Source organism: Flavobacterium saccharophilum, from assembly GCF_900142735.1.
GTDB lineage: Bacteria > Bacteroidota > Bacteroidia > Flavobacteriales > Flavobacteriaceae > Flavobacterium > Flavobacterium saccharophilum.
Genome location: NZ_FRBY01000001.1, coordinates 118487 through 131460, shown reverse-complemented (window position 1 = coordinate 131460; position 12974 = coordinate 118487). Strand labels below are relative to the sequence as shown.

Annotated in this window: 11 protein-coding genes and 1 tRNA gene; 6 read left to right on the top strand and 6 right to left on the bottom strand. The window is 32.5% G+C overall.

What is annotated here, in order from left to right:
• Positions 1-123 precede the first annotated feature (123 nt).
• Complete coding sequence (locus BUA98_RS00590) at positions 124-3201, bottom strand: SIR2 family protein (RefSeq protein WP_086065092.1); 3078 nt, start codon at positions 3199-3201, stop codon at positions 124-126.
• 558 nt (positions 3202-3759) lie between these two features.
• On the opposite strand from BUA98_RS00590, the gene BUA98_RS00580 reads away from it, so the two are divergent.
• The 6 genes from BUA98_RS00580 to BUA98_RS00560 all read left to right on the top strand — a co-directional run bounded on the left by BUA98_RS00580 (position 3760) and on the right by BUA98_RS00560 (position 6949).
• Positions 3760-3957 (top strand): hypothetical protein, encoded by a 198-nt coding sequence (locus tag BUA98_RS00580; protein WP_072969738.1) that lies wholly within the window; start codon positions 3760-3762, stop codon positions 3955-3957.
• A 331-nt stretch (positions 3958-4288) separates the two neighbouring features.
• Positions 4289-4362: transfer RNA gene (locus BUA98_RS00575), tRNA-Ala, on the top strand.
• 109 nt (positions 4363-4471) lie between these two features.
• The gene (locus BUA98_RS00570; protein WP_072969737.1) at positions 4472-5236 is read left to right on the top strand and encodes an enoyl-CoA hydratase/isomerase family protein; all 765 of its coding nucleotides are present in this window, start codon (positions 4472-4474) and stop codon (positions 5234-5236) included.
• A gap of 184 nt (positions 5237-5420) precedes the next feature.
• Entirely contained in the window at positions 5421-5597 is a 177-nt protein-coding gene (locus BUA98_RS22450) for a hypothetical protein (RefSeq protein WP_167547707.1), read from the top strand.
• Between the two features lie 31 nt (positions 5598-5628).
• Positions 5629-6078, top strand: coding sequence for a 6-pyruvoyl trahydropterin synthase family protein (locus BUA98_RS00565; RefSeq protein ID WP_072969736.1), 450 nt, complete (start codon positions 5629-5631; stop codon positions 6076-6078).
• 127 nt (positions 6079-6205) lie between these two features.
• Entirely contained in the window at positions 6206-6949 is a 744-nt protein-coding gene (locus tag BUA98_RS00560; protein ID WP_072969735.1) for a UDP-2,3-diacylglucosamine diphosphatase, read from the top strand.
• Between the two features lie 7 nt (positions 6950-6956).
• On the opposite strand, the gene BUA98_RS00555 is transcribed toward BUA98_RS00560, so the two are convergent.
• From BUA98_RS00555 to recJ, 5 genes are all read right to left on the bottom strand, one after another.
• Positions 6957-8165 carry a cytochrome c3 family protein gene (locus tag BUA98_RS00555; RefSeq protein ID WP_072969734.1) on the bottom strand — a complete coding sequence of 403 codons (1209 nt, stop codon included), beginning with the start codon at positions 8163-8165 and terminating at the stop codon, positions 6957-6959.
• 84 nt (positions 8166-8249) lie between these two features.
• Positions 8250-8606: a hypothetical protein gene (locus BUA98_RS00550; protein WP_056187127.1), complete on the bottom strand. Its 357-nt coding sequence runs from the start codon at positions 8604-8606 to the stop codon at positions 8250-8252.
• Positions 8607-8928: 322 nt separating this feature from the next.
• Positions 8929-9849 (bottom strand): alpha/beta fold hydrolase, encoded by a 921-nt coding sequence (locus BUA98_RS00545; RefSeq protein ID WP_072969733.1) that lies wholly within the window; start codon positions 9847-9849, stop codon positions 8929-8931.
• The gene (locus tag BUA98_RS00540) at positions 9849-11129 is read right to left on the bottom strand and encodes an MFS transporter (RefSeq protein WP_072969732.1); all 1281 of its coding nucleotides are present in this window, start codon (positions 11127-11129) and stop codon (positions 9849-9851) included. Before BUA98_RS00540 ends, BUA98_RS00545 begins: the two co-directional genes overlap by 1 nt.
• On the bottom strand, positions 11119-12819 hold the full coding sequence (gene recJ / locus BUA98_RS00535) for a single-stranded-DNA-specific exonuclease RecJ (protein ID WP_072969731.1): 1701 nt from the start codon (positions 12817-12819) through the stop codon (positions 11119-11121). The genes BUA98_RS00540 and recJ overlap by 11 nt, the downstream gene beginning before the upstream one ends.
• Positions 12820-12974 lie beyond the last annotated feature (155 nt).

Sequence of the window (12974 nt, the reverse complement as noted above, 5' to 3'; positions counted from 1 at the left end):
AACATTCAGTTACTTTTGCTGAAGAAGCGAAAGCTAAAGGAAGGCTAAAAAAAATCTCGCAAAGTTGTAAAGGCACAAAGTTGGATACTTTGTTGCAACGGATTACAAATTCGAGCATCGGAGTTACATAAAATACTTTGTATATAATTTGGCTAATTCTTCATCGTAGTTTTCGCGAAGAGCTACTTCAATAAGTTTCTTTAGATGTTTTATTTTCTTTATTTCTTTATAGATGGTTTCCCAATTAATAAGGAAAAGCCATTCGATTTTAAATTTTAATAAATCTGATTTCTCTCTGAAAAGAAAAAATTTCATGTAGTCGGTAAGATTGGTAAATAAGTCCAGTTTAGGATCGTTACTTTTTACATTCATATCGTATAAGAATATCAAAGCATTATGAAAATGAAAATTATCTAGTACAGGTTTATTGTTAACGAGTGAATATCCTGAATTTTCATCACTGGAATACCAACTATTAGAGAGGTTAATTGATTCGATGTATTGGTCGAAAAATATTCTATAATCTATGATTTTTTGATAACTAGCTTGTGTATATAGCGTTGGTTCAAAATCATTTTTTAAATTATTGATTAGTATAGATTCTAGTTTGTTTTTTAATTCCAGATTGGACATTTTCCATAAGGGAATAATTAGAAGATTATTTGTTCCATAATATTTAGAATCAGAAAGAATTTTTTGAACATATTCTTCAGTTTTTAAAAGTTCAAAATTGTTCTGGTTAGCTATGTATGAAATTGCTTCAAATGTGTCATATCTTTTTTGTTTTTGAATTTTTGCATGAGCAATTTTGATTAAACGTTCGCAATCTTTTACTGTGAATAATTTATATTTTTTTCGTAAAAAATTATTAAGATATTTGACATTATCTCCAAATATAAAATCTTCATATTCAAGAAATGTAATAAAAGCATTAGTGAATTCGGCACTTTTATTTTTCGTTACATCTATAGAGCACATTAATATAATTATGTTATTAAAAATAGACCTTATTTTATCACTATAGGAATTTCTGCTTAATTGATTGAAAATCAATTTGTTTTTGAAGCTACCTGAAGCTAATAGGTCGCTTTTTTTATATAAAGAGTTGAAAAAGTTAATGGAAAGAGTTAGTATTTCATCTATATCTGCTTTTTCAAATTCTAATTCCTTTACTTCATATTTTGCTAATTGTTTTTCTAATAAGTCTGAATTGCAGTATTTTACGCTAATGCAGAAAAAATCTTTGGAAAATTTCTTTAATCTTCCTGTATAGTTTTTATTTGTTGCATAACTTATGATAAGAGATTCTATACATTTTTGGATTAATTTTCTGAAATTCGAAAAACCATCGCTAATAATATAATTATATGTATAGAAATTTATTACTTTATATAATTCGATGTATATAAGTTGGGGATAATATGGGCTTTCAACTCTAGTGTAAGGGTGTTTATATTTAATATAAATATCTTCTACATGTTTATAAATGTCTTCAATTTGATCTCGTGAAGTCATTAAAATTGTGTCATCTCGAATGATTTTTAATAATTCATATTCTTCATTACTTTTATATGGAATTTGGAAGATTAATTTGTCGGCATCAATATATTCAATTTTGTTAATTATTTTATCCTTCTCTTCCTCATTTATATTGTACTCATTAAAGTTTATTAAACCCTTCAATGATTTCATGTTATTTTTTACGATGTAATAAGTAATGTACTTTTCCATTTGCCATGCTTTAGTTGCAATTTCTTCATGCATATTAAATGAATTTATATAATTACCAAATTTGTAATTTAAATAAGCTTTTTGTAAGTCTTCTTTAATATCAGATATTTCATTTATGATATAGCTATTAATCTCCGTTAAGGATTCATTAAATTCAAAACGTTCAAATTTACATTTTGAACAATTGCACTTTTTTTTTGAGTTCAATAGTATATTTTTTGTGCCAGTAATGAAATCTTTATTTGTAACATTGAAAATTAAGCTGTTGTTTAATTTTGTGATGATTTGATTAAGTTTTTGCTCATTCTCTTCTTTTTCTCTTTTGGTGATTTTAGATTTCGGATTATAAACAACTATATTATTTTCAATATTTATTTCTTCATAAAATAATTCTTTTACTATTCTATTTTTTAATACTAATGTGGTATTGTGAAGGAGATTTTCGTAATTATTTGAAGTTTTAAAAGGATACAACTTACTTATGAAGTCTTGTGGCAAAGCTTTTAATTCTGAAAATCTAAATAGTGATTTATGAATTTTATTTATTACATTATCGTTGGTAATATTGCTCTTTAAATCATCATAAAAACGAATGAATTTTAAAAAGTTAAATAGCAATTGACCTTTATCGCTTAAGGTTTGGATTTCTTGATAGTAATTTTCTTTGTACGCATTGTTTCCTTTTAAAAAATCAGTAATATAGTTTGATTTCAATTCATCTTTATTGATGAAATCTGCATCAAAATAATCGATAACATTTATACCCTTATTTTTTAAATATTGTTTGTGAGAATAATGAGTTTTATTATCTATTGAAAGTAAATATGCATTTTGGAAGTTATTACCTAAAATATTTCTAACATTTTGAATTATTTGTTTTAAATTATAATCATTATAACTATATCCTATAAAAAGAACGACTTTGGTTGCAAAAATTGACTTGATAAATGCTTCAATTAAGGGATGGTCTAGACTATAATTTAAATAATCATCTTCTTTTAAAACAAAGTTTGTATTATCTAAGTCTCCATGAATTTTAACCAATAATTTAGTATTATGCGAATAAGGGAGATCGGTATCTTGTTTTACTATAGAAAAAGGAAGTGATTTTTTATTTATTACTTGTTCTAATAGATCTTCAAAATTAGTTGTAAGAATGTGCTCGGGATTTAGTTCAAAAATTTCTTCATGGATTTCATTATGTTTTAATTTTCTATGGCCTAAAACATTTCGTATTTTCTCTATATATTCCTTTTCTTGCCTTTCATTGAAATAAATTTGAGGTATTTTTAAAAAATCAATTTCATTTTCAGGTAAATCAAGTTCGTTTTTGATTTCATCAATTAATTTGCCCCAGCTTGGTACTCCAGCATCTATAGAAATTCCGGCACCAGCAAAAATTACTAATTTTTTTGTGTTTATAGCATCCTTTATTATTCTTATGTCCGTTAAAAATTTATTTATCATCATACGTTAAAGCTATAACTCTTAAAATTAATTGAAATCTAAAAAGCTACAATATAAGAAAAATGTTCATTACATTTTTTATCAAAAAGTGAATTTGTATCTTAGAAGACATTCAGCTCGATAACGCGGATTTGCAATCAGTGCCCACAAAATAAATAAAAAATATAAAGAAATACCGAAACTAAAATTTCGGTATTTTTTATTTAAGAACTTTAATTGTGACTGTTTAGGTTTTGTCATGAAGTGTTGGGCTTCTGGCATAAATTTTTTTAAGTAACAAACCTAAAGTTTGATGTTCACAACATCAAATTTGGCGTCGTGAACTTATAAAATGAAGTCTAATAAGGTAAAATTAAAATGACATAGTATAAACGTTGAGTTTGAGAACGCCAAACTAAATAGAATCTAACTCAAAGATCTAATGAAAGCAATCATTGATAAATGCGTTTAATGATGAAAAATGCAACTTGTAGACTTTTATTCAATTAATATGTAAATTGCGTTATGCTAAAAGATGTAAAAAAGTTCAAAATAGTTTATTAATTTTAATTTGTAAATATTATGTCACAAACTGAGTCTGATTCTTGGGATCTAACTGATGAGGAATATGAAGCATTAGTTGAAGAAAATTATTTTAGTAAAAAAGAAGATCCTGGTAATTCAGGTTGTTTTAAGGTTATAATAGTTGTTATTATAATTATCATAATAATGGCGATCTTTAAATCATTACGTATAAGTAGTAATATACCAATGAAATAGTATTTAAGTAAAAAAGCAAATTATGAGATCACATTCGACGACAAACATCTTATAAAAACAAAAACGTCTAACCCGATAGCGAGGATTTACAATCCGTGCCCGAAAACTAAATCCACAACCCAACTCAAACATCTTATAAAAACAAAAACTTCTAATCTAGCCCCGATAGAACTGGAAATCCTTTTGTGCTGGGGTTCAGCATAAAAGATTGGAAGGGATAGCGGGATAGGTGGTCTTTTGAAAACGAAACTTCTGCTCCTGAATATTTATAGAAAATTCGATATTAAATTTTGTTTTTTGAAAATTAATTGACTTTATTTGCTAACGCTTTGGGGGATTAGCTCATTTGGCTAGAGCGCTTGCCTGGCAGGCAAGAGGTGATCGGTTCGAATCCGATATTCTCCACAAAAAAACCGTATTACTTTATTGTGATACGGTTTTTTTATTTTAATTAGAAAAGGCTTCGGGTGAAATTATTTTTCAAAACCGTAACTTTACGTTCAAATCTATTTTTATGAGTGCAGAAAATCTAAACGGTTCTTTATATACGAGTTTTAAAAATGCCGTTGCAACGGTACAATTTGGTCATCCGGCGAGTAATTCTTTTCCGCGTGAATTGTTGAATCGGTTGACATTGGAAATTAACGATTTAAGCCGAAATGAAGCGGTTTCGGTTATTGTTTTGCAAAGCGAAGGCTCGAAAGCATTTTGTTCGGGTGCATCGTTTGATGAACTTTTGCAAGTGGAAAATGAAGAACAGGGAACGGAATTTTTCTCTGGTTTTGCCCATTTGCTAAATGCCATGCGAAACTGTTCTAAATTAATTGTGGGACGCGTTCAGGGAAAAGCCGTTGGCGGCGGCGTTGGTATTATTGCCACCTGCGATTATGTTTTGGCTACGACTGAAAGTGCTATTAAATTATCTGAACTGGCTATCGGAATTGGTCCGTTTGTGATCGAGCCGGCTGTTTCGCGTAAAATTGGCAAAACGGCTATGACGGAAATGACGTTGGCAGCAACAGATTGGAAATCGGCAGCATGGGCTTTGGAGAAAGGGCTTTATGCGTCGCTTCATACTGCTGAGGAACTGGATGCTGCGGTAGAGAATTTCGCTCAAAAACTGAGTTCGTACAATCCGGAAGCTTTGTTTGAAATGAAGAAAATCATTTGGGAAGGCACAGAACAATGGGAATCGATATTGATTGAACGCGCTGCCATTACAGGGAAATTGGTTTTATCTGATTTTGCAAGAGAGGCTTTGACGCAGTTTAAAAAGTAATGCATTGCGCATAATTTTAAACACATAGAAACATAGTTTTGATTGTGTTGAAAAAGGCGTTTCACTTGCTTTAAAAAAACATAGCTATGTGTGAAAAGCGAGCTTTTTAATTTCCTTTTTTTCAAGGAAGAGAATCTATGTTCCTATGTGTTTAAATAAACGTACCAATAAATAATATTCAAATATGAGAATTATTTCTTTAGTTGTTCAGGTTGATGTTGCAGAGAAAATTAAGAACGCTCCGGATAGCGGTTATCAGATTGGAGTGATCATTGGATCGTTTATTCCTTTCGTGATTTTAATCGGAATTGCTTACTGGATGTATAACCGTGCTAAAAAAAGAGATGAAAACGGTTATTAATTCGTAAATTTGCAACCTAAAATTCAAATCGATGAGTAATATCAGAATTACAAAACAATTTAACTTCGAAACCGGGCATGCTTTGTACGGTTACGATGGAAAATGCAAAAACGTTCACGGGCACAGTTATAAATTATCGGTAACGGTTATTGGTTCGCCAATTACGGACCGGTCGAATGTGAAGTACGGAATGGTAATTGATTTTTCGGATCTAAAGAAAATTGTAAAAGAAGAAATCGTCGATCAGTTTGATCATGCAACTGTTTTTAACGAAACGACTCCGCATATCGAACTGGCAAATGAATTGAAAAACCGCGGACATCACGTAATTTTGGTAGATTACCAACCAACCAGCGAAAACATGGTGGTTGACTTTGCAGAAAGAATTATCGCGAGACTTCCTGCCGGAATTACATTATTCTCTCTTAAACTTCAGGAAACAGAATCGTCTTTTGCAGAATGGTATGCTTCTGACAATTAATTAGTCGAAAGTCAAAAGTCGAAAGTCAAAAGTTTCCCAAGCAGAAATCTAAGAAGTCTAATATTCTAAGAAGTCTAATAATCTAAGAAGTCTAATAATCTAAGAAGTCTCACAATCTAAAATCTAAATGAAAAAAATATATTTCGCTTCTGATCAGCATTTTGGTGCTCCAACTCCTGAGTCTAGTTTACCGCGTGAAAAGAAATTTGTCGCTTGGTTAGATGAGGTGAAGGAAGATGCAGAAGCTATTTTTTTATTGGGTGATTTGTTTGATTTTTGGTTCGAATACAAAACCGTTGTTCCAAAGGGTTTTGTGCGTATTTTAGGCAAACTGGCTGAGGTTCGCGATAGCGGAATTCCGATTTACTTTTTCGTTGGAAATCATGATTTATGGATGAATGATTATTTTGAAACCGAATTGAATATTCCGGTTTATCATGATAACAAAGAATTTACTTTTAACGGAAAAACCTTTTTAATTGGCCACGGCGACGGAAAAGGACCTGGTGATAAAGGCTATAAAAGAATGAAAAAGGTATTTACAAATCCATTTTCAAAATGGCTTTTTCGTTGGCTACATCCAGATGTTGGTGTTAGTTTAGCACAATATTTATCCGTAAAAAACAAACTGATTTCGGGAGATGAAGATGTGAAATTTTTAGGAGAAGAAAACGAATGGCTGGTTTTATACGCCAAACGTAAACTCGAAACGAAACACTACAATTACTTTATTTTTGGTCACCGTCATTTACCCATGATTATTCCGGTTGGTGAAGAATCTAAATATGTGAATTTGGGCGACTGGATTGGTTATTTTACTTACGGTGTTTTTGATGGCGAAACTTTTGAATTGAAGAAATTCGAAAAATAATTCCTTTTTATTTTCCCGGATAAATTCCGATTTTGTGTGTTCTCAAAATATAATTCGATAATTGTTTGCTATCTGAAAGCTGAAATTTAATCGCACCAGATGATTTTTTCGGCATATGACATTCTACACAATTATTGGCCAATAAACTTCCAGACATTGTTTTAAGTGTTTTGTCAGAATGTTTTATACCGCTTTGATGGCAACTCATGCAAATTTTAGAATAAGAAGCTAAGTTTTTAGAAGCATTTTCGTGTGGATTATGACAAGTAATGCAATCCATTTTTTCGCTGTTAATGAAACATTTGCTTTGCGCCATCAAGCGAAACTGATTTCCGTGAACGTCAAATGTTGCGGTATCGGTTATGCTTCTTGTACTTCGATAAAAGTCTGAAAGATTATCACCGGGTTTAAAATCGTAGCGTGATTTTAGTTTCATTCCGTCATTTCCACCATGACAAAGTGCACAGGCGTCTAATCTTTGTTGCTTGTTTAAGGTTTTAAAACTTGTTATACTATTGGCAACTTTTACATTTGGATTTTTTTGATGGAATTCAGCATGTTTTTTTGCCGGTCCGTGACAACGCTCACAATCAATTCCGTACACTATAGTTTTTGGGTCAATAATATCTTCAACATCCATTGACATAAAATTTCTTTCAGCAGAATTCTGCTCCACTTTTCTGCTGCTGGTATTTGAAGCATGGCAGGCATAACAATCTTTAACTACCATTCGGTCAAAATAAGGTTTGTCTGCAGGAAATCCCGGACTTGTTGCCCAGCCATTTATGGATTTATAGTAAGAAACGGGTAATTCGTAAGTGTTTTGATTGCGCCAGTAAACGGAGGTCTGTGCATGTTTGGTTCCGAAAACAATTTCAAAACGATGCGCTTCGACTTCTTTTCCGTTTTTGTATAAAACCTGATAGAGACTGTCGTTGCGTTTTTCCATGACTAATTTGGTGTTTTTGTCATAGATAAAAGTGTGATCTCCCTGATCAAAATCACCCATCACATTTTCTGAAAGTGCAGGGGCAGTTGCTTTAAAGTGAGAACTTTTCAAAGCCATTTCATATTGGGTCTGATGACATTGAATACAGCTTTCGGATCCCGCATAATCAGTTCCGCGAGGATCAATATATTCATCAGATTTGTTTGCGCAGTTGGATAGAAAAACGGCTAAAACGGTAATGGCAAAAAGAATTCGTAATTTTTTCATTGCCGTAAATATACTTTTTTTTGAATAAAATTAAAATATATTTAAAATATGAAAAAAATGTAGTTAAAATGTTTAGAATGTTTCTTAATTCATGCCAACCCCGTAAACATATTCGTCCAGTTCAATTCGGAATAAAGAACCTTCAACCAAATCTTTAATCGATTTCAATTCTTTTATAGAAACGGCTAAATCAATTTGAGCGCAAGGCGTTTTGAGTAGAAATTTATGACAGGAGTTTTTCAGTTCGCAGGCTTCGCAACAAGCATTTTCAATCATGCTGTCTTCGATTAAATCGCAAAAGTAATTGAGTTCCTGAACCGTAAAATAAAATCCGGTTTCTTTAAAAACCAATTGTACTTTGTCTGTAATGGTTTCGTTTTCCTTTTTCCAGTAAAAGGCAATTCCAAAATTGTTGTGGTATAATTGTTCTATTTCTCTCATTGCAATCCTTTATTTTAACAAATATAAATATTATTTATATTAATTCTAAATAGAAAATCATAAAATTTGGAAAAAATGTTTCACCATATAAGTGATATAAGATCATTTAATATAGATTGTGAAAGGTGATATAAACTTAGATGGTGGAAAAAAATGCTTAAAATTTATTGGCTATGTATCATGTTGGAAATTGCTGGCTGAAAACTACTTTATCCATAAATTCAACATTTTCAGTGATTTGAATTTAAAAAGTATAAATAAATTGATTTCATTGAATAACTTGCTATAAATTTTATTATAGATAATGTTTTTAAATGGGAATTCATTTAAGCCATTTTATAATATTTCGTAGAAATTGATTTTGTTGATCAACAAATAAATAATGCGAACAATTATCCAATAAATCAAAGTGATTTTGCCCGGCTATACCTTTTATAGAATTGATTTGTGCCGATGAAAAAATGCCGTCTTCTTTTCCGTAAATGGCATAAATAGGAATTCCGTTTTTCTTTATCTTATTTAAAGATGGTCTGCTGTCAATGTTATTTTGCTTTTCATTTTTGTAGAAAAGCAACGGTGCATTTTTGTTTCGAATATTCGTTTTGAAGAAATCACTCGCTTCATAATCATTGTATAGTTTTTTTGAAGCTTCCGTTGGATTTGGCATTTTGAAATAATTATTTTCGCTTGCCACATCAAAACAGGCTTTTCGATATTCAGCCGAATTTTTATTTAGTTTTTCAATTGCATTTATTTTAGCTAATTGAGTTGTATCTTTTTTGGCGGTTGCAATTTTTGTAACCGAGTTTAAAATATGATCATAGGTTTCCTGTTGCGAAAATAAGGCTCCGGCAAGGATGAGGTTATTCACGTTTTGAGGATATTTCTCAGTATAAAGTGTGGCAACCAAACCGCCAAAACTGTGCGCCAGCAGTGTGGCTGTTTTGAGATTATATTTTGTGTAAATCGTATTTAAATCTTCAAAGGCTTCTGCATAGGTAATTTTAGCTTCAGGATCTGCAGATCTTCCTTCGCCTCTTCGGTCGTAGATAATTACATAAAATCCTAAGTCAGCTAATTTTTGAGCCGTTGTGCTTTCAAATAAAGTGGAGTTGCCACTTGGACCGCCATGAATAAAAATTATGGCTTTCTCTTTTTTGTTTCCATAACTTTTGATGTAAAGACTTTGTCCGCTTGCAAAAAGGGAAATAGTAAAAAAGAAAGCCAATACTAATTTTTTCATTATTCCATATTTTGATGATCTTCCATGTCTTTTTGAAGATCTAAATTTCTAAAAGTAGGCGATGCTATTCCGAAGCCTAAAACGGTCAATAAGGTCATACTTCCACCAAAAACTACTGACGTTACTGTTCCCATTAATTTGGCTGTTAAACCGCTTTCAAAAGCGCCTAATTCGTTTGATGAACCCACAAACATAGAGTTTACTGCAGCAACACGCCCACGCATATGATCCGGAGTTTTAAGCTGTAAAATCGTTTGACGTATTACTACTGAAATCCCGTCTGCAACTCCGCTTAAAAACAGCGCCACAACAGAGAGCCAGAAAATGGTTGAAACTCCAAAAACAATAATACAAAGTCCGAATATGAAAATCGCAATCAAAAGTTTCATTCCGGCTTTTTTGTATAACGGAACATAGGCAGAAATCAACATCGTAATAAAAGCACCAATTGCCGGAGCAGCTCTTAAAACACCAAAACCTTCCGGGCCAACTTTTAAAATATCCTGTGCAAAAACAGGTAATAAAGCCACGGCGCCACCAAAAAGAACGGCAACCATATCAAGAGAAAGTACTCCTAAAATAGTTTTATTATTGAAAACGAATTTGATTCCTTCTTTTAAACTTTCCATAACCGGTTCACCAATCTTCGGATTCAAAATTGGTTTTTTCTCAATTTGAGTTAAAGCAATTAAGGCAGAAATAGAAAACCCAACAACAAGACACATCGACCAGTGAACTCCAATCCAGTTGATTGAAAATCCTGCAACCGCAGGTCCTAATACCGCACCAATTTGCCAAACCGAACTACTCCAGGTTGCAGCATTTGGATAAGCCTTTTTCGGCACAATTAAAGATAGAAGCGAAAATATCGTTGGGCCAAGAAAAGCACGAACCAATCCGCCAAGAAATACTAGAAAGTAAATTGAATATAAGATTATAGTGGGCGAAGCATCGCCGACAACTTTAGGCCAGGTTAATAAAAACAAACCAAAACTAATTATTGAAAAACCTAAAATACACCATACCAACATTCCTTTTTTCTCTCTTTGGTCGACAATATGTCCGGCAAATAAGGCCATCGAAACGGCTGGTATTACTTCCATCAAACCAATAATTCCTAATGAAAGCGGATTTTTAGTTAAGCTATAAACTTCCCATTCAATCACAATAAACTGCATGGACCAGGCAAATACCATGGCAAAACGCAATAATAAAAACATATTAAATTCTCTAAAACGCAGAGCCTGATAAGGGTCGTTTTTCTTTTCTTTATTTTCCATTTGTCCGAATATCTTTTAGCATAAGTTGAGTAGAAACATTTCCGTTCCACTCGTTTTCAGCGATAGTATAAGCCAGCTGAAAAGTATTTTGATTTTTTGTAATGTCTAATTTTTTTCCAAGTCCGAAGCCAATGGCGGCAATTCCTTCTGAGTTATTTTGTTTAGCAAACAATCTCAAATGTTCGTCTTCTGAACCCAGCGTTTTAGCATAACCAGTATCTTTTACCTCCGTAGTCATAAAAACCGGCGTCATATTCAATGGGCCAAAAGGTTCGAATTGTTTTAAAATTCGGATGAGTTTTGGGGTAATGTCTGAAAAATTAATTTCGGCGTCAATTTCGATTTCCGGAGTTCGCATTTCAGGTAAAATAGTTTCCTCTACCTGTTTTTCAAAAGCTTCTTTAAAAGTCTTGTAGTTTTCTGCTTTCAATGTCATTCCGGCCGCGTACATGTGACCTCCAAATTGTTCCAAATGTTGCGCACAGGCATCCAAAGCATTGTAAACATCAAATCCTTTCACTGATCTTGCCGAAGCTGCGTATTTATCACCGCTTTTAGTGAAAACCAAAGTAGGACGATAATATGTTTCGATCAATCTTGAAGCGACAATTCCGATTACACCTTTGTGCCAGTCTTCCTGAAAAACAACAGTTGAAAAACGTTCTTCTTCCTGATTTTCTATAATTTGCTGAAAAGCTTCTTTGGTGATTTTCTTGTCTAAATCTTTTCGGTCAGCGTTGTATTGTTCGATTTCTGAAGCAAATTGTTGTGCCTGCTCAAAATCAAATTCCGTTAACAGTTCCACCGCATGATTACCGTGTTTGATTCTTCCCGCCGCATTAATTCTTGGCGAAATAATAAAAACAACATCTGTAATATCCAGAACTTTCTTTTTTACCTGATGCACCAAAGCTTTAATTCCCGGTCTCGGATCGCTGTTAATTACCTGCAATCCAAAGTAAGCCAAAACACGGTTTTCGCCCGTGATCGGAACAATATCTGCCGCAATGGCCGTAGCAACTAAATCCAGATAGGGAACCAGATCTTCGATAGTTTCATTTCGATTTTGACCTAAAGCCTGAATCAATTTAAATCCGACACCGCAACCGCACAATTCATCATAAGGGTAGGAGCAGTCTTCTCGTTTCGGATCCAGAATGGCAACCGCATCCGGAAGAATATTTCCAGGTCTGTGGTGATCGCAAATAATAAAGTCAATGTTTTTTTCTTTCGCGTAGGCGATATGTTCAATGGATTTTATACCACAATCGAGTGCAATAATTAAAGAGAAACCGTTATCGTCGGCAAAGTCAATTCCTTTAAAAGAAATTCCGTAACCTTCGTCATAACGATCCGGAATGTAAGTGGCAATATTGGGATAATGTGATTTTAGATAAGATGAAACCAAAGAAACAGCAGTAGTTCCGTCAACATCATAATCACCAAAAACCAAAATATTTTCCTGATTTTCAATAGCCGATTCGATTCGGGCAACCGCTTTATCCATATCTTTCATCAAGTATGGATCATGAAGATGTGTTAATGAAGGACGAAAGAAATTTTTGGCATCTTCAAAAGTTTCAATACCACGCTGAATCAAAAGTGTTGCTACAAAATCTTCTACATTTAACGCCTGCGCCAAATGTTTGATTTTATCTTCAGAAGGTTTTGGTTTTAATGTCCAACGCATTTTTTTATTGTAGATTTTAGATTTTGGATTTTAGATTGGAGAAATCAAAAATCGTTTAATCTGTAAGAAGTAATATTCGGTTTTTAACTTTGTCAAAGTTTAAAACTTTGACAAAGTTTTTTGAGTTCAAATTTCAAAAGGCAGACTTCAAAAAA